At 71.1% G+C, this 17,729-nt stretch carries 13 protein-coding genes; 7 read left to right on the plus strand and 6 right to left on the minus strand.

Translation table 11 applies throughout. The features are described 5' to 3' along the window. Positions 1-16: 16 nt before the first annotated feature. Positions 17-577, minus strand: coding sequence for a DUF6328 family protein (locus BJ998_RS27270; RefSeq protein ID WP_184866155.1), 561 nt, complete (start codon positions 575-577; stop codon positions 17-19). A gap of 126 nt (positions 578-703) precedes the next feature. On the opposite strand from BJ998_RS27270, the gene BJ998_RS27275 reads away from it, so the two are divergent. The 3 genes from BJ998_RS27275 to BJ998_RS27285 all read left to right on the plus strand — a co-directional run bounded on the left by BJ998_RS27275 (position 704) and on the right by BJ998_RS27285 (position 7,981). Further along, positions 704-1,795 (plus strand): acyltransferase family protein, encoded by a 1,092-nt coding sequence (locus BJ998_RS27275; protein WP_184866157.1) that lies wholly within the window; start codon positions 704-706, stop codon positions 1,793-1,795. Positions 1,796-2,019: 224 nt separating this feature from the next. Next, positions 2,020-4,998 (plus strand): glycosyl hydrolase family 95 catalytic domain-containing protein, encoded by a 2,979-nt coding sequence (locus BJ998_RS27280; RefSeq protein ID WP_184866159.1) that lies wholly within the window; start codon positions 2,020-2,022, stop codon positions 4,996-4,998. 106 nt (positions 4,999-5,104) lie between these two features. Further along, positions 5,105-7,981, plus strand: a complete 2,877-nt coding sequence (locus BJ998_RS27285) for a CARDB domain-containing protein (protein WP_184866160.1) — start codon at positions 5,105-5,107, stop codon at positions 7,979-7,981. A gap of 40 nt (positions 7,982-8,021) precedes the next feature. Here the strand turns inward: BJ998_RS27285 and BJ998_RS27290 are convergent, their stop codons facing one another. Further along, complete coding sequence (locus BJ998_RS27290) at positions 8,022-8,711, minus strand: hypothetical protein (protein ID WP_184866162.1); 690 nt, start codon at positions 8,709-8,711, stop codon at positions 8,022-8,024. A 77-nt stretch (positions 8,712-8,788) separates the two neighbouring features. Further along, entirely contained in the window at positions 8,789-9,748 is a 960-nt protein-coding gene (locus tag BJ998_RS27295) for a helix-turn-helix transcriptional regulator (protein ID WP_184866164.1), read from the minus strand. Positions 9,749-9,969: 221 nt separating this feature from the next. Between BJ998_RS27295 and BJ998_RS27300 the strand changes: the two genes are divergently transcribed. The 4 genes from BJ998_RS27300 (at position 9,970) to BJ998_RS27315 (ending at position 12,520) form a co-directional block, all read left to right on the plus strand. After that, positions 9,970-10,308 carry a hypothetical protein gene (locus BJ998_RS27300; protein WP_184866166.1) on the plus strand — a complete coding sequence of 113 codons (339 nt, stop codon included), beginning with the start codon at positions 9,970-9,972 and terminating at the stop codon, positions 10,306-10,308. Positions 10,309-10,517: 209 nt separating this feature from the next. Then, a complete protein-coding gene (locus tag BJ998_RS27305; protein WP_184866168.1) occupies positions 10,518-10,907 on the plus strand; it encodes an SCO2097 family morphological protein in 390 nt (129 codons plus the stop codon). A 329-nt stretch (positions 10,908-11,236) separates the two neighbouring features. Continuing rightward, complete coding sequence (locus BJ998_RS27310; RefSeq protein ID WP_184866170.1) at positions 11,237-11,602, plus strand: hypothetical protein; 366 nt, start codon at positions 11,237-11,239, stop codon at positions 11,600-11,602. A gap of 18 nt (positions 11,603-11,620) precedes the next feature. Then, positions 11,621-12,520 (plus strand): alpha/beta fold hydrolase, encoded by a 900-nt coding sequence (locus tag BJ998_RS27315; RefSeq protein WP_184866172.1) that lies wholly within the window; start codon positions 11,621-11,623, stop codon positions 12,518-12,520. Here the strand turns inward: BJ998_RS27315 and BJ998_RS27320 are convergent. From BJ998_RS27320 to BJ998_RS27330, 3 genes are read right to left on the minus strand one after another with little or no spacing between them, the layout of a single operon-like run. Then, on the minus strand, positions 12,507-14,969 hold the full coding sequence (locus tag BJ998_RS27320; RefSeq protein WP_184866174.1) for a transglutaminase TgpA family protein: 2,463 nt from the start codon (positions 14,967-14,969) through the stop codon (positions 12,507-12,509). The genes BJ998_RS27315 and BJ998_RS27320 overlap by 14 nt on opposite strands. Continuing rightward, positions 14,969-16,243, minus strand: a complete 1,275-nt coding sequence (locus BJ998_RS27325) for a DUF58 domain-containing protein (RefSeq protein ID WP_184866176.1) — start codon at positions 16,241-16,243, stop codon at positions 14,969-14,971. The genes BJ998_RS27320 and BJ998_RS27325 overlap by 1 nt, the downstream gene beginning before the upstream one ends. After that, positions 16,240-17,307 (minus strand): AAA family ATPase, encoded by a 1,068-nt coding sequence (locus tag BJ998_RS27330; RefSeq protein ID WP_184866178.1) that lies wholly within the window; start codon positions 17,305-17,307, stop codon positions 16,240-16,242. Before BJ998_RS27330 ends, BJ998_RS27325 begins: the two co-directional genes overlap by 4 nt. Between the last annotated feature and the right edge of the window lie 422 nt (positions 17,308-17,729).

Raw genomic sequence — 17,729 nt, forward strand, 5'->3', positions numbered from 1 at the left:
GGTGGTCAGCGGGGTTTCAGCGCTGCCGGGGCACGGGCCGGCGACGCACCCTGGGCGACTGCCCCCGGCACCAGCGCAGCCACAGCGGGACGATGTACCACCACAGCGAGAACCAGCTCACGATGCCGGCGGTGAGCATGCCCGTCCATTCCTGGCCCAGCACCACGTCCAGGATCAGTATCAGAGCGGACGCCAGCGACAACATCAGCAACACCAGGCCGGACAACGCCAACCCGCTGGCCAGGTGCACCAGTTGCCGCTTGAGCCGGTGCTGGAACACCAGCCGGTGCACCGGGGCGGGCGCGATCAGCAGCGCCGTCGCCGCCGCGCCGAGCACCAGGCTGGCGACGAACGCGCCGCGGTCGAACTCGCTCAGCGAGCCGAAGCGCGGCGTGAACGCCAGCGACAGCAGGAACGCCAGCAGCAGCTGCACCCCGGTCTGCGCGACCCGGATCTCCTGCAGCAGCTCGGCGTAGTTGCGGTCCAGCCGCTGTGTCGGCGTCTCCCCGCGGGCGACGAGATTCCAGCTGTCGTGGCTCTCGTGCTGACTACGGGCGGTGGCTGGCAGGTGCGTCATGGCTGGATCCGTTCATCGCGGGGACACCGGCTGTTCAACCGTCGCGCACACACGGTGAGGAGTCATCGGAGACGTGACGTATGTTGGCGGCGAACCATCACCCGTTCGAGAGGCGTATGCATTCCCGTGACGATCACCCGTGCCGACCTGCCGTCACTGACCGGAATGCGCTGGGCCGCCGCCTTTCTGGTGTTCTGCCTGCACATCGTGGTCGCGTCGATGCTCGATCCGGCCAGCGCCGGGGCGAAGGTGGCGTCGCTGCTGTTCGGTGCGGGTGAGATCGGGGTGTCGTTCTTCTTCGTGCTGTCCGGTTTCGTGCTGATGTGGTCGGCCCGGCCCGGTGACAGCCCGGTGCGGTTCTGGCGGCGCCGGCTGGCCCGGATCTACCCGGTGCACGTGGTGACGGCGCTGCTCGCGGTGTTGCTCGCCGTGACGCTCGGGCAGTTGGCCCGGCCCGACAACTTCTACGGCGTGCCCGACCCCGGCAGCTTCCTGGCCAACCTGTTCCTGATCCACTCGTGGATCCCCGGCCAGCAGCAGTCGTTGAACACCGTCAGCTGGACGCTGGCGTGCGAGGCCTTCTTCTACCTGACGTTCCCGGTCTGGGGCGCGCTGGCCCGGCGGCTCTCCTCGCGCGGCGCGGTCGTGTTCGCCTTGGTCAGCGTGGCGTTGGTGATCACTCCGGCGTTCCTGCAGCGGGAACTGTCGCTGCAGTGGCTCCAGGCCTTCCCCGCCGCCCGGATCGGCGAGTTCACCCTCGGCGTGGCCCTGGCCCGGTTGGTCGCGCTCGGCAGTTGGCGCGGTCCGCGGCTGGACATCGCCCTCGGTGTGATGCTGATCAGCTACTTCCTGGTGCCGGTGTGGCCCGGCGAGTACGGGTTCTCGGTGGCGACGATCATCGGCATCGGCGTGCTCATCCCGGCCGCCGCCATGGCCGACCTCCGCGAGGAGCCGTCGTTCTGGCGTTCCCCGCGCATGGTCCGCCTCGGCGAGCTCTCCTTCGCGTTCTACATGATCCACCTGATGGTGATCCGCGTGGTGCGCCGAGCCGCGCCGGGTTTGGTGCGTCTGGGCAGCACCGCGGAGTTGTTCGTGGTGACCGGCATCTTCGCGGTGTCACTGGGGCTGGCGTGGGTGCTGTACGAGTACGTGGAGACACCGTGCCGGCGCGCGCTGACCCGGCCGCGGCGGAAGCGGAAGGAACTGGTGCCGGCCTGATCAGTGACGCCGCGTCGAGGCGTCGTGGCCGTCCCACGTGGCGCGGAAACCTCCGAGGACCTGCCCCGGCCGGCCGGCAGCGGCCTGCGCTACATCGGCGACCCACGCTTGTGTCCACGCCAGGCGGCCAGCATCTCCAGCCGTTGACACGTCCTTGCGGGTTGTTGTCCACTAATTGCGGCTATACATCCGATGATTGCTGTCCACCTGTCAAGGGAGACACGGTGCCCACCAGCAGCCGCTTACGAGTCGCCTTCGTGGCGACCACCCTGACCGTAGCCGGCCTCGCAACCCCGACCGACGCCCACGCCGCCACGCTGACCACGGCGTGGCAGAACGGGGCCTTCCAGATCGACCGCCACGCCGTGGTCAGCCGCTCGAACATCGTGCTCGGCGCGCCGAACAGCGCCGCCACCCAGTCCCTGCCGCTGGGGAACGGGGCGCTGGGCGCGGCGGTGTGGGCCGCCGGTGGCTTCACCGCCCAGCTGAACCGGGACGACACGTTCCCGGACCGCAAATCCCCGGGCCAGGTGACGATTCCGGGCCTGGCCAGGCTGACCTCGGCCGCGGACTTCGCGGCGCATCTCGACCTGTACGACGGCGTGCTGACGGAGACCGGCGGCGGCCTGACCGCGCGCATCTACGTGCGGGCCGACAAGGACGAACTGGTCGTCGACGTCGCGGGCGCGGACCCGAACAGCGTCCAGACGGCGCAGGGCAACCTGTGGTCGGGACGGTCGCCGCAGGCGCAGGCCTCGGGCGCGACCGGCACACTGGCCGAGACGTGGGTGGACAACCCGACGGGCGGCACCGGGCAGACCTTCGGCAGCCTGCTCGCGGTCACGGCCGGTGGCCGCAACGCCACCAGCACCGTGGTGAACGGCCAGACGGTCAAGGTTTCCTTCAACCCCAACGCCGACGGCACCTTCCGGGTCGTCGTCGGGGCGCCGCACTGGACGGGCGGCAATGCGCCGAGCACCGCCGCGCAGCTGATCGGCAACGACGCGACGGCGTCCGGTGTGGACACCGGCCATCTGAACTGGTGGCACAACTTCTGGGCCGGCGCGAACCTGATGGAGGTCAACTCCGCCGACGGATCCGGGCAGTACCTGGAGAACCTGCGGACGATCTACCTCTACCAGGAGGCCAGTCTCAACCGCGGCCAGTACCCGGGCACGCAGGCCGGCGTGGCGGACCTGTTCGCGTTCTCCCAGGACACGCAGGACTGGGTGCCGGCCGACTACTGGTTCTGGAACCTGCGGATGCAGCTGGCGGCGAACCTCAGCTCGGGCGTGCCGGCGCTGAACACCCCGTTCTTCAACCTGTACACGTCCAACCTGGCCAACATTCAGTCCTGGACGCAGCAACACGTGCCGGGGACGACCGGCGCCTGCGTCCCGGAAACGATGCGGTTCAACGGAAACGGCTACTACGGCGGCGGCAGCGCGGCGAACAACGCCTCCTGCGACTCGACGATCGCGCCGTCGTACAACTCGTTGAACCTGTCCACGGGCGCCGAGGTCAGCCTGTGGATCTGGCAGACGTACCAGCAGAACCGCAACCAGTCCTTCCTGCAGAACGGCTATCCGCTGATGAAGGCGGCCGCGCAGTTCCTGTTGTCGTACGCCAAGACCGGCGCGGACGGCCGGCTGCACACCACCGCGAACGCCCATGAGACGCAGTGGAACGTGACGGACCCGGTCACGGACATCCTCGCCATGCAGGCGTTGTTCCCGGTGGTCGTCTCGGCGGCGCAGACGTTGAACACGGACCAGTCGTTCGTGGCACAACTCCAAGCGGCGCAACAGAAGATCCCGCCGCTGCCGCGTACCGACGCGGCCACCCACAAGCAGGTGCTGACGGCTGACGCCGACGCCGGCGGCCAGGACGTGATCGCGTTCTCCACGCAGCCGGCGGCGGAGCTGCACAACGGGGAGAACCTCGACCTGGAGGCCACCTTTTCGTACGGCGTGATCGGCGACAACTCCGGCACGCTGACCGCGCTGGCCAAGCGCAGCTACGACGCTCGGCTGTTCCGGAACAACGCCGACTGGGACTACGACGCCCTGTATGCGGCCCGGCTGGACCTGGCCGGCGAGGTCAAGGCCAACCTGGTCGACAACGTCAAGAAGTACCAGCTGTATCCGTCGGGCATGGCCAGCCTGTTCGGCACGGTCGGCGACGAGCCGTACAACGAGGAGACCGGCATCGTCGCGGCCAGCATGAACGAGGCGTTGGCGCAGGACTACGACGGGCTGCTGCGGATCGCGCCGGCCTGGCCGGCGGACTGGGACGGCGACGGCACGGTTTCGGTGCAGCACAACAGCAGGGTCGACGTGCAGGTGCGCGGCGGTGTGCCGGTGACTGTGGTGCTGGAGGCCGGCGACAACGCGGCGATGGCGGTCCGCAGCCCCTGGTCGGGACAGTCGGTCCAGGTGATCGACGCCAACACCGGGGCCACGGTGGTCGCGCCGACGACCGCCAACCAGTTCACGGTCAACACCGCCACGGGCCACAAGTACCTGATCGAGAAGACCGCCGATCCGTTCACCTCCCTGCCGTTCGCCCAGGTCACGGGTACGGCGGCGAACTCGGCCAAGCACTTCGGGCCGGTGCGGATCGGCCTGGACCAGGCCACCGTCGCCGGCTCGTTGTCCGCCACCTACAACAACGTCGGCGTCACCGCGGACAACAACACCAACCCCGGCGACATCGACGGCGGCGGGGCGAGCATGTCCGCGACCGCGCTGGCCAACGCCGGGGCGCGGGCCGGCGGCACGGTCAGCCACGGCGGCCTGACCTTCACCTGGCCGTCGCAGGCGGGAACCGGTTCGGCCGACAACACCGTCTCCAATGGACAGACGATCGCGTTGAACGGATCCGGCAACACCCTGGGGTTCCTGGTGACCGCGACCTACGGCCCGGCCAGCGGCACCGGAACGATCACCTACACGGACGGCAGCACCCAGGACTTCACGCTGTCCAGTTCCGACTGGTGGGGCGGCAGCGGTGACGTGGCGATCGCCGCCGCGTACCAGAACCGCCCGGGCAACACGACCTACCAGCACGCGGCGGACGTCTACTACGTGGGCGTGCCGCTGCAGGCCGGCAAGACCACCAAGACCGTCCGGCTACCGACCGTGAGCGGCTCGGCTACGGCGGGCACACCTTCCCTGCACGTGTTCGCCCTGGCCCGGGGCTGAACGGGCACACCCTGCCGGCAATCGGCGTCTCGGAGCTGCAACTTCTTGACATCATGACGCAGAATTGCGGCCAACCTGGCGCAAATTCGGCAGATTGGCACCCCTGATGCTCCTCGGAAGAGTACTGCCCGCGCTGACCGCGGCCGGACTGCTCCTCGCGAGCGGTCCGGCCGCGTTCCCCGCCCTCAACAGCGCCGCCGCGGCGGACGCCACCAACCTCGCCCTCGGCAAGCCGATCACCGCGTCCTCGGTGATCGGCAACTTCGCCGCGAGCAACGCCGACGACGGCGACCCCACCACCTACTGGGAGGCCGCCGGCAACAGCTTCCCCAACACACTCACCGTGTCGCTCGGCTCCAACGCCGACGTCACGTCGATCGTGCTGCGGCTCAACCCCTCCACCGACTGGGGCGCCCGCACCCAGACCATCGAGGTCCTCGGCCGCGACCAGGAGGCCGCCGGCTTCACCGGCCTCGTCGCCGCCACGCCGTACGCCTTCGACCCGGCCACCGGCAACACCGTGACGATCCCGGTGACCGCCCGCGTCGCCGACGTGCAGCTGAAGATCACCGCCAACACCGGCTCCGGCGGCGGCCAGATCGCCGAGTTCGGCGTCTTCGGCACGCCGTCGCCCAACCCCGACCTGACCGTCACCGACACGGCCTGGACGCCGGGCACGCCGATCGAGACCGACGACGTCACGGCCGCCGCGACCGTGCGCAACGTCGGCCAGCTCGCCACCAGCGCCACCACCAACGTCGGCTTCTACCTGGGCACGACCAAGGTCGGCACCGCCCAGGTCGGGCCGCTGGCGATCGGCGCGTCCGCGACGGTCTCGGCGAGGATCGGCCGCCACGACGCCGGTTCGTACCGGCTGACCGCCAAGGTCGACGAGGCCAACCGGATCATCGAGAAGGACGAGACCAACAACGCCTTCACCGCCCCGTCGCCGCTGGTCGTCGCCCCGGTGGCCAGCTCGGACCTGGTCGCCGCGGTCAGCCCCACGCCGGACGAGCCGGCCGCCGGCGACCTCGTCGACTTCGTCGCCACGCTGAAGAACCAGGGCACGCGGCCGTCAACCCCGGGCGGTCACACCGTCAAGGTCACGATCACCGACGCGTACACCGGCCGGTTCCAGACGGTGCTGGTCGGCGTGCACATCGGCACCCTCACCCCCGGCGCGTCGGCCACGGTTCACCTCGGCAAGTGGCGGGCCGCCGCCGACGGCCGCTACACCGTGAAGACCGAGCTTTCCAACGACGGCAACGAAGTCGCCATCAAGCGGGCCAACAACGTCGCCAGCCAGGACCTGTACGTCGGTCGCGGCGCGGCGATGCCGTACCACACCTACGAGGCGGAGAACGGCGTGCTCCGCGGCGGCGCCGCGGTTGTCGGTCCCAACCGGACGATCGGCGACCTCGCCGGCGAAGCGTCCGGCCGCCGGGCCGTGACCCTGAACCAGACCGGCGCCTCCGTCGAGTTCACCACCGAGGAGCCGACCAACACCTTGGTCACCCGGTTCTCCGTTCCGGACGGCACGGAGTCCACTCTGGACGTCTACGTGAACGGCAAGTTCCTCAAGCCGATCACGTTGAACCCCAAGTACGCCTGGCTGTACGGCCCGGAGGCGTCGCCCGGCAACGACCCCGCCGCCGGCCCGGCGCGGCACATCTACGACGAGGCCAACCTGCTGCTCGGCACCACCGTGCCGGCCGGCAGCAAGATCCGCCTGCAGAAGGACGCCGCCAACACCGCCAGCTACGCCATCGACTTCGTCAGCCTGGAGCGGGTCGCGCCGGTCGCCAACCCCGATCCGGCGCACTACGTCACGCCCGCCGGCTTCACCCAGCAGGACGTGCAGGCCGCGCTGGACAGGGTCCGCACCGACATCACCGGCGCCTACACCGGCGTCTATCTGCCTGCGGGCGACTACCAGACCACCGACAAGTTCACTGTCTCCGGCACCGCCGTCAAGATCGTCGGGGCTGGCCCGTGGTTCACGCGGTTCTTCGCCCCGCAGGACCGGACCAATGTCGACGTCGGCTTCCGGATCGACAGCTCCGCCAACGGGTCCAGCTTCGCCGGCTTCTCCTACTTCGGCGACTACGACACCCGGCTGGACGGCCAGGGCCGCGTCTTCGACCTCGCCAACGTGTCCGATATCAGCATCGACAACGTGTGGGTCGAGCACAGCGTGGTCATGGTGTGGGGCACCAACGTGCACAACCTGACCGTGTCCAACTCGCGGGCGCGGGACCTGATGGCCGACGGCGTCAACCTGACCAACGGCAGCACCGGCAACCACGTCGTCAACAACGAGGCGCGCAGCACCGGCGACGACAGCTTCGCGCTGTGGGCCGCCACCGACCTGCACAACGGCGACCAGCGTGACAACCTGTTCGAGCACCTCACCGCGCTGACCCCGTGGCGGGCCGCCGGCGTCGCCGTCTACGGCGGCCAGGCCGACACCTTCCGGGACGTGGTCGTCGCCGACACCCTCGCCGGCAGCGGCGTCACCATCAGCTCGCTGAACTTCGGCGTGACGATGCGGGACTTCGGCCCGGACACCACCGCCCTGCGCAACTTCTCCGTCGTGCGGGCCGGCGGCCACTTCTGGGGCGCGCAGACCTTCCCGGCGGTCTGGGTCTTCTCCGCCACCAACGCGTTCCGGGCCATCCGGGTGTCCGATGTGGACATCGTCGACCCGACGTACAGCGGCATCATGTTCCAGACCGACTACATCGGAGGCCAGCCGGCGTACCCGATCACCGACACCGAGTTCGACCACGTCTCCATCAGCGGCGCCCACCGCAGCGGCGACGCGTTCGACGCCAAGTCCGGCTTCGGACTGTGGGCCAACGAGCTCCCGGAGCCGGGACAGGGCCCGGCGGTCGGCTCGGTGACGTTCCACGACCTGCGGCTGTGCGACAACGCGCAGGACATCAAGAACACGACGACCACCTTCGCGATCACCGTGCGGTGAGTGAACAGCAGGTGCCGGCACGGCCGGCACCTGCTGTTCGTCAGCCCCGGAAGCAGTGGCCGTTCTGGTACAGATCTCCCGGCGACACCGCCAACCCGGCCGGCGGGTTGACCTGGTACGGCCGGGAACCGTTGCGGGTCAGGGAGTCCTCGCACTTCACGATGCCGCGGTCGGTCGCGGCCCCGGCCCACAGATCGACGTGCGAGCCGGCGCAGTTGGCGCAGGTGTCCTCGAGGATGAAGTACCGCCGCACGTCGGGCACGTAGATCTTGGTGCCGGGCTTGAAGCTGCCCTGCTGGGCGGCGAACGTGATGGGGTCATCGAAGGTGCCGGTGCCGCCGGCCCGGCCGTGCATCACGTCGGGGAAGGCGATTTCCCGGCTGCCGGGCGGGTCGTTGTCGGCCGCGCCGTAGAAGGTGATCTGGCCGGAGGCGTTCGGGTTCGCCTGCTGCGGAGGGGCGGCCGGGGGAGCGGCCGGGGGTGGCGGCGCGATGCTGGCGGCCGAGGTCGGCTTGGCGGTCGTCGTCGAGGAGGAAGCGGCGGTGGTCGTGGTGGTCGGCGCGGCGGTGCTGGTGGTGGTCACGTAGGTGGCGCCGCCGATGATCGGTGGCCCGGCGACGGGGATCGAGGTGCCGGCGACCTGCCGGGGCGGGGAGAACAGGTACACGGCCACGCCGATCACGAGCAGGACGGCGACGGCCGCCGCCCCGACGACAACTCTCGTCCGCATGAGTAAAGGTCCTTGACGTTCACCGGCAATGCCCGGAACCTATCGGCCGGTTGATCATCGTCAAGGGTCCAAGGTCCCTAGTCCCAGTCGACGGCGATCCCCGCGAGCCCGCGGCCGACGCGGGAGAAGTAGGCGCTGGCGACGCCGCCGATGCCGCACACCAGATCCTCGGACTGGGTCGGCTCCGTGTCCTCCCGCAGCCGGAAGTAGCTGGTGCAGCGGGCCGGCATCGCCTTGCGGTGGAAGGCCATCTGCAGCAGGTACTCGCCGGACGGCTCGCGGAAGGTGCGGTTGGTGCCGGGCGTCGGCCGGGCCGGCTCGTTGTGCAGGCTGAAGCAGAACACGTGCCGCTCGCCCTCGGTGAGCCGGCGGTCGAACAGCAGTTCCAGCACCATCGTGGACGACTCGAGGTGCCGTCGGATCCGCCCGGTGCGACAGCCCTCCGCGGTGCGCACCACGTACGTCTCCACTGAGCTGCCGTCGTCGGCGTGGAACATCGCGATGTACCGGTCCGGGCCGGCGTTGTTGGCCTGCACCACCATCCGCGTCGTGGACGCGCGCTGGCAGCGGTGCTGGTCGATCGTGATCATGTCGTGCACGGAGAGCATGCGCAGCTCGCCGTTGCACACGATGGACTCCTGCGGCACGTCCAGTTCGCTCAGCAGCGCGTCGGACGCCGACCAGAGTGAGCCGAACTCGCCGAACGAGCCGACCGGCTGGCGGTCCGGCGCCGGGCGGGTGCGCGGGCCGACCAGCACCACCAGCGAGTCCGGCGGCAGCGTCAGAACCCGTTCCAGCGCCCGTAACGCGGACAGCGCGCGCGGCACCTCGGGGTGGCGCAGGCCGCGCTGCCAGTAGCTGAGGGTGGACTGGCCGACGTGCACGCCCATCCGGTCCAGGTGGGCGCCGAGCCGGGCCAGCGACAGGCCGCGGTGCGCGATGGCGGTGCGCAGGGCGCGGGGAAAGGGGCCGTAGCGCAGGGCCTCGACGAGGGTGGCGTCGAGTTCGGGTGGCGGGGGTGTCGACTCGGTGCTCATCCGTCCCAGGGCGTTCGCAGGGTGTGAACGGCGTGTGAATGTTCACCGTAGGTGGCCGCGGTGCACGGCGGAAGGCCCTGATCGACGGGGAACGCTCCGCCCGGTCAACGGACACTCTTGTCCGCCACCGTCTCGTCACGCACAGTCATCGCAGCCGCCGGTCGCGGTGCCCTGCACCCCGCGACCGGCGCGCCAACGAACTCGCCAGGAGGTCGAAGACCGTGCACGCACTCGCGGCCGCCGCCGTCGCGGCGGCACTGGTCGCCGCGCCCGCCGCGGCGTCGCCCGACCACGCCACCCGGCCGTACCAACAATCCCTCGAAGGGCGGAAGGGTGCCGGCGCACCCCCGCCCTCGGTGACACAGAGATACGTACTGACGCTGCCCGGATCGCCATCGCGGGGCACGGGTCTTCACGGCAGCTACGCCGACCGAGACAATCCCGCGCCCGCGGGCGACTCACCGCCGCCGAGCCCGGGAATGATCGTGCTGCTGGCGGTGTTGGCGCTGGTCGGGGCCGGTGCCCTGATGGTGGCGCCGCGGTGGCTGCGCGGGCAGTGAACGGCCGTCCGAGGGGGCGCCGGTGGGGCCGGCCGCTACCCCTAGTGGATGATCGTGCCTGACGCCACCGCTTCTGGCGGCCCGACCGGCTAGTGGACAAGCCTCGCGGATCGTATCCTGGTTGGTGACGCCCCAAAGTGGGCGTCCGCCGGGTTCGGCGGCAACCGAGACCCTGGCGCCCGCGACCCCACTGTGCCGGAGGAGGAGTCATGCCACTCTCCGAGCACGAGCAGCGACTGCTCGACCAGATCGAGCGTGCGCTCTACGCTGAGGACCCGAAGTTCGCCTCCACTGTGCGTGGTGCTCGTCTCCGCCGGCCGTCCCGACGGCGCAGGCTGTACGGCATCGTCGCCTTCCTTGTTGGTGTGGCTTTGCTCGTATTCGGTGTGATCGTGCCGCTCAAGCTCGCCAGCATCCCGATTGTCAGCGTGCTTGGCTTCCTGGTCATGTTCGTCGGTGCTCTGCTGACACTGACAACACTGACCAAGGGCGGCGGCGCCTCCGCCGAGGGTTCCGGGCAGTCCGGCGGCACCCCGCACCGCTCCGGCTTCGCGCAGCGCATGGAAGATCGTTTCCGCAAGCGCTTCGAAGAGGAGTGACCCCGACACATCCCTTCGACCTCCACCCGCTTCAAGGGCCCCCTCCCCGAGGGGGCCCTTAGCGTTTCCGCGAGTCCCGCTCTCGGGCTGGAGAGTTCCGTCCTCGGGCCCACCCGCTTACGCAACCACGCTGGAAAATGCCCGAGGGCGGAACTCGCCGAGGCGCCCGAGAGCGGGACTCGCGGGGGGCATGCCACCGACACGCCGCCCCCCTCGGCGGACGTGTGCCCGAAACCGTATTTCGGCCTGCCCGAGAGCGGGACTCGCGGATGGGTTGACATAACGGACAAATCGGATACGGTCGTGGTGATCATGACATGGGGGTGCGCATGACCACGACCCGTCGTATCGCGCTGATCTCCGCGGCAACCCTCGCCTGCGGGCTCGCGTTCACCGGCGCCGCGGCCGCCGGCAGTCCGAACTGCCAGGACTGGTGGACGATCGACGACACGAACAAGACGGTCTTCACCGACCAGACCCGGTCCGTGACCTTCTGGGGCCACCGCAGCTGCGACGGCCCGCGGACGCCGTCCTGGTGGTCGGCCCCGTACCGGCCGGACGAGCCCGACGACCACTCCTGGGAGTCCGTGAAGAAGCTGCACGGCAACGACCCCGGCTCCCTCGCCTACGGCTTCGAGATGCACAACACCCCAAAGGGCTGGGTTGCCACCGGCTTCGCCTCCGCGCACGGCTGACGGGCCTACCCTGCCGCCATGACAGCGGGGGAACAGCTCGCACACGACGTCGGTCCCGACCACATCCAGATCTGCTACGAGCGATTCGGCGACCCGGCGGACCCGCCGGTGTTGCTGATCATGGGCGCGAACGCCCAGATGATCGGCTGGCACGAGGGGTTCTGCCGGGAGCTGGTCGACCGCGGCCTGCACGTGATCCGGTTCGACAACCGGGACGCCGGCCGGTCGACGCACTTCCACGGGCAGGCCGACGTGATGGCGGCGCTGGCGGGTGACTTCTCCAGCGCCGCCTACTCGCTGGCGGACATGGTCGGCGACACGCTGGGGCTGCTCGACGTGCTGGGCATCGACGGCGCGCACCTCGTCGGGGCCTCGATGGGCGGCTACATCGCCCAGCTCACGGCGATCGAGCACCCGGAGCGGGTCCGCTCGCTGACGTCGATGATGTCCACCACCGGCAGCCGTGCGGTCGGCCAGGCCGACATGGGGGTCTTCGCCGAGATCGGGTCCCAGCCCGGGGACGACCGCCAGGCCTACATCGACTGGTACGTCCACGCCCTGCCGATCTTCGGCTCACCGGCCTTCCCGCACGACCCGGCGGAGGTCGCCGAGCGTGGCGGCCGGTACTACGACCGCGGCTACGACCCGCAGGCGATGATGCGCCAGGGCGTCGCCGCCGTGGTGACGGGCGATCTGACGCCGAGGCTGCGGGCCGTCAGGACCCCGACCCTGGTGATCCACGGCGACGCCGACCGCATGTGCGACGTCAGCGGCGGCAGGGCCACCGCCGAGGCCATCCCCGGCGCCGAGCTGGTGATCATCCCCGGCATGGGGCACAGCGTCCCCCGGCCGCTGTGGTCGGAGCTGGCCACGCGCATCTCCGACCACGTCCACCGGGCCGGAACTAACGCCGGTTGACCACCGAGCGGGGCAGCACCCGGGCCGTGAACGCCAGCGGCGCGGTCCGGTGCATGCTGGCCCGCAGCTCCGCCACCGCCGACACCAGCGTGGGATCGGCGGTCTCGCGGCCGCCGTACCACGAGCCCTCGACGGCCGTGATCACCTGACGCAGCGCCTCCCGGCCGGGCTCGTCCAGCTCGTGCTCGCGGGCCAGCCGGCGGCCCGTAGCCCTGACGGTCTCGGTCGGCGGCACCGTGGTGCCGCGGTCGACCGACTCCGCGATCACCTCGGCCCACGCGGCCGCGGCGGCGTCCGCCCCGAGCGCGGCGATCTGGTGCAGCCGCCGACGCCGTCGCCACGCCCGGACCGAGGCCGGCGCGGCGCAGATCAGGGCCAGCACCAGGAATCCGGTGAGCCACCACGACAGGTACGAGGACAGCAGCAGCACGACCAGCACCCAGCCGCCGACCACCGCCGGCAGCAGCCGCCCGGGCGGAATCCAGCGCGGCAGCCGCAGTGTGGGCGACCGACGCCCGCGGAGCAGGAAGGTCAGCACGAGCGCCAGCACGAGCAGCGTCCCGGTCAGCCACACCGGCGGCGCGGTCGGGTTGAGCAGCGACGTCTCGCCGTCGGTCTGCGTGCTCGCCGCGGCGGCCGAGGACGACGTCGTCGGCTTGGCGGCGGTGGTGCTCGTCGGCCCGGCGGAGCCGCTGGTGCTGGGCAGGTCGTCGGGGCCGCCGGCCGAGGAGTTGTCGTCCATGTACGGCGGCGGGATCACCCGTGGGGTGGCTGGCGTCGGGTCGAACCGGATCCAGCCGTAGTCCGGGAAGTTGATCTCGACCCAGGCGTGCGCGTCCCCGCCGGTGATCGTCCGGACGTTCGGGTCGCCGTTGTACGGCACGCCCGGCGTGAAGCCGATCGCCACCCGGGTCGGGATGCCCATCGAGCGGGTCATCGCGGCCAGCGCGGTCGCGTACTGCTCGCAGAAGCCGGACTTGGTGTTGAACAGGAAGTCGTCCAGCTTGGACGCCTTCGGGTCCTGCGGCGTCGCGTCCAGGCTGTACTTGAAGCCGTTCTCGCCGCTGTTGAGGTACCGGGTCAGCGCCCGCACCTTGTCGAAGGTGGAGCCGAGGTTGCCGGTCACCTGGTTGATCAGGTTCTTGACCCGGGAGTCGACCTGGACCGGCTGCCGGTACCGCGGGTCGACCCGCGACTGGTCGACGACGCCCTCGGCGCGCAGCTGCTCGGCGGTGGGCACGGCCAGCTGCGCGTGCTCGATGTAGCTGCCGTACTGCTGCGTGCCCGGCGCCCACACGGTCTGGGCCGTCGGGTCCCAGCGCCACTCCGAGCCCAGCCCGCTCACCGACACCGGCTGCCCGAACACCGGCGCCCACTGGTCCTCGAACTGGTTGGGCTGGATGGTGATGGTGCTGACCGGGCCGCCGGCCGGCCTGGTGTCCATGATGTGCTGGCCGAGCTGGTCGCCGCTGGTGATCGGGGTGCCGACCTGCCAGCCCTCGTTGTCCACGTACCGATCCAGCGTCACCAGCCGCAGGTACTCCTCCGACTTCAGCCCGGTGACGCGGAAGAACTCCACGTTGACCTGGCCGGTGAGCAGACCCTCCAGCTTCGTGTACGGCTTGAGCCCGAACGGCCCGCCGGCCGCGCCGCCGCCGGCGGCGCCGGGCAGCCGGCCAACGGTGCCGATCACGGTGAAGGTGGAGCCGACGATCAGCGCCAGCACCACCGACACCAGGACCACGCTGCTCGCCTCGTGGCTGGGCGTGCCCTGGGCGTAGCCGGGCAGGCCGGTCCGCCGGCCGCGCCACGCCTTGTGCTTGGCCCGGCCGTCCACGGCGAGCAGGGTGGCGAACGCGGCCGCGCCGAGCACGAAGCTCCACCACGGCAGCATCTCGTCGGCCAGCGACGCCGGCACCGCGTACACGCACAGCAGCACCAGCCCGGACGCGGCCGGCGCCTTCGCCTCGACGGCGAGCATGTCCACGACCACCGCGACCAGGCCGATGGCGATCACGATCAGACACAGGATGGGCTGGTCCGCGGGCACCGGCGGCACCTCGGTCTGCACCGCGGTGACCGACCGGCCCAGCACGTCGGCGATGTCGCCCAGCGCGGCCGGGCCGGGCAGGATGAGCAGGATCCCGTTGGTGCTGAACGACATCGTCACCAGGCACAGCAGCGCGAACAGCTCGCCGACCGCGACCACCGGCGGCGACAGCCGCAGCGAGCGCAGCAGCATGCCGGTGCCGACGATCAGGCCGATCGCGATCAGCAGGTAGAACAGCCACAGCGTGCCCTGCACGACCCCGGACAGCGCGGTCGCCGCGGCCAGCACGGCGAAGCCGGCGGCGACCGGCGTCATCGGCAGCGTCCACGCCGGCTCGGCCGGCGGCGGCGCCGGCTGCCGGGTCCGGTGCCGCGGCGGTTGCACGTCCGCCATGGTCATCAGGAGATCCCCCCTTCGGCGACGGTGATCGCGCCGCCGCGGGTGCCGGCCCGGCACAGCTCCGACCACACCACGCCCATCGGCATGTCCGGCTTGGCGATCACCACGCCCCAGCCGGAGCCGCGCAGCAGCCTGGCCGCCTCGGTCATCTCGGTCGCCACGGTGGTGTCGGCGCCCGGCGCCCACGCCGTCACGTCCAGCATCACCGCGAGGCTGCGGGTGACGCGCGGCCGCAGCCGCATGAGCTCGGTGGCGGCCACCGGGTTGGCGGCGCCGAGGATGGCGATCAGCTCCTGCCCGTTGCCGGGGTCGCCGCCGCACACCAGGTCCCGGTGGTGCGAGGAGTGCAGCGCCGCCAGCGCGTCCAGCACGACCACGTCGCTGTGCCCGGCGTCGGCGAAGCCGCCGGCGAGCACCTTGCCGTCCTCGGTCACCAGCCGCACCTGGTGCCCCTGGCGGTGCAGATGCAGGCAGACGCTGGCGGTCATCGAGATCGCCCATTCCAGGCTGCTGGTCGGTCCGGTGCCGCGGTGCGCGGCCGAGCGGTGGTCGAGCAGCACGGTGGTGCCGCCCCGCCACGGCTTCTCCTCCAGCCGCACCATCAGCTCGTCGCGACGGGCCGACGACCGCCAGTGGACCTTGCGCAGGTCGTCGCCATGCCGGTACTGCCGCACCACGGCGTCGTCCTCGCCCTGCCCCGACCGCAGCCGGACCGCGCCCTCCTCGCCGGCGCCCATGCCGGCGCCGCCGGGCAGTCCGGTCAGCTGGTGCACGCGGGGCACCACGACCAGCCGGGTGCTGCCGGCGAGCTCGCGATCGAACTCCGCCATGCCGAACGGGTCGGTGATGCGGCCCAGCAGCGGGCCGACGTGCTGGACGCCGCGCAGAACCGGCCGCAGCTGGTAGCGCAGCGGCACCTGGTGGTGCCGGGGCAGCCGCTCCAGCACGAAGCGGGGCCGGCTGCCCAGCGCGTACGGCACGCCGTCCTCCAGCAGCAGGCCGCCGGTCGGCAGCCGGCCGTCGCTGCGGATGTCGATGCGGACCTCGGCGGTGGAGCCGACGGGCACCCGGTCCGGCAGCACGGTCCGGGTGGCGGACAGCCCCACCCGGGAGCGCGACGTCAGCACCGCGGCCAGCACGGGCAACGCCACCACGAACACCGCGATGCGCAGCAGGTCGCGTTCGTTGAGCACGAGGGAACAGACGCCCGCCGCCAGTCCCGCCGCCATCAGGCAGCGTCCGCGGGTCGTCAGTCCGGCGAGCACCTTCATCAACGCCCTTGCCGCGTCCCGAACCAGCGGCCGTTGGGCGCGGCCAGTGGTTGGGACACCTGGCCGTTGCCGCCGCCGTGCGGGATCACGACGCGCTGCAGCACGCTGCGGATCAGGTCGGCCGGCGAACGCCGCGCGGCCAGCGCCTCGGCTGTCAGCACGAGGCGGTGCGCCAGCACCGGCACCGCGACCGCGTGCACGTCGTCCGGCACCACGAACTCGCGGCCGGCCAGCGCCGCCTGCGCCCGCGCCGCGCGCACCAGGTGCAGCGTCGACCGCGGCGAGGCGCCCAAGCGCAGCTCCGGCAGCCGTCGGGTGGCGGAGACGAGCTCGACCGCGTACCGCTTGATCTCCGGCGACAGGTGCACCGTGCGGACCGCGCCGACCAGCTGCCTGACCTGCTCGGCGTCCGAGACGGGCTGCAGGTCCTCCAGCGGGTCCCGGCCGGCGTGCTCGTCCACCATGGCCAGCTCGGCCTGCGGGTCCGGGTAGCCGATGGACACCCGGCAGGTGAAGCGGTCCCGCTGCGCCTCCGGCAGGGCGTACGTGCCCTCCATCTCGATCGGGTTCTGGGTGGCGATGACCATGAACGGGGAGCCCAGCGGGTAGGTCTGCCCGTCGATGGTGACCTGGTGCTCCTCCATGCACTCCAGCAGCGCCGACTGCGTCTTCGGGGAGGCGCGGTTGATCTCGTCGCCGACCACGATGTTGGCGAACACCGGGCCCGGCCGGAACTCGAAGTCGCTGCTGTTGCGGTTGAAGATCGAGACGCCGGTGATGTCGCTGGGCAGCAGGTCCGGCGTGAACTGCACGCGGCTGACCGTGCAGTCGATGGACCGGGCCAGCGCCTTGGCCAGCGAGGTCTTGCCCACGCCCGGCACGTCCTCCACCAGCAGGTGGCCCTCGGCCAGCAGGGTGACCAGCGCGATCCGCACCACCTCGGGCTTGCCGACCAGCACGTGCTCGACGTTGGCCGCGATCCGCTGCGCGGTGTCGTGCAGCCGACCGAGCGCCGACGGCTGGTCAGGCACGCCGGCCTGGGCGGCAGGCGGGGTACTCGACGTCAACTTCGCCCTCCAAAGGCCACCGCGAGGTCCTCGCGTGGCATCAGCGTTCTCAGCAGTGTGTCAAATCGGAGCGAAGCGCCCCAAGGAATCCACGTAATCCTCTGAGTCGGCGTCATTCCGGGGTCCCCACCATGCCCCACCCCGACCACCCACCGGCCCCCGCCCCCGGGTCCGAAGGGCCCTCGGAGGGGGCCGCGGACGATCACGGCGGTGTCGCCGGGTGGAGTGACCCCGATCCCGCCCCACTCCCACCCCCACCGCGTCTACCTGCGGAAACCGTCGAGAAAAACGCGTCGCGCCGGGCCTGTCGCCGTTGACTGTGGCGGAAAGTGGGGTAGTGTGGCGGCCGGTGGGGCGAACGGGGGCCCCATCGCCGGTCCGGTCCCTGCCCGGGGACTTGGTTCGGGTTGGAGGTGGGCGTG

Origin of the sequence: Kutzneria kofuensis (assembly GCF_014203355.1) — a bacterium.
In the GTDB taxonomy this organism is placed as follows: Bacteria; Actinomycetota; Actinomycetes; order Mycobacteriales; family Pseudonocardiaceae; genus Kutzneria; species Kutzneria kofuensis.

Bases quoted from the DNA above. Each gene is read 5' to 3' on its own strand.
- BJ998_RS27270 (WP_184866155.1), bottom strand. From the start codon at position 577: ATGACGCACCTGCCAGCCACCGCCCGTAGTCAGCACGAGAGCCACGAC.
- BJ998_RS27285 (WP_184866160.1), top strand. From the start codon at position 5,105: ATGCTCCTCGGAAGAGTACTGCCCGCGCTGACCGCGGCCGGACTGCTC.
- BJ998_RS27290 (WP_184866162.1), bottom strand. From the start codon at position 8,711: ATGCGGACGAGAGTTGTCGTCGGGGCGGCGGCCGTCGCCGTCCTGCTC.
- BJ998_RS27295 (WP_184866164.1), bottom strand. From the start codon at position 9,748: ATGAGCACCGAGTCGACACCCCCGCCACCCGAACTCGACGCCACCCTC.
- BJ998_RS27305 (WP_184866168.1), top strand. From the start codon at position 10,518: ATGCCACTCTCCGAGCACGAGCAGCGACTGCTCGACCAGATCGAGCGT.
- BJ998_RS27310 (WP_184866170.1), top strand. From the start codon at position 11,237: ATGACCACGACCCGTCGTATCGCGCTGATCTCCGCGGCAACCCTCGCC.
- BJ998_RS27315 (WP_184866172.1), top strand. From the start codon at position 11,621: ATGACAGCGGGGGAACAGCTCGCACACGACGTCGGTCCCGACCACATC.
- BJ998_RS27320 (WP_184866174.1), bottom strand. From the start codon at position 14,969: ATGACCATGGCGGACGTGCAACCGCCGCGGCACCGGACCCGGCAGCCG.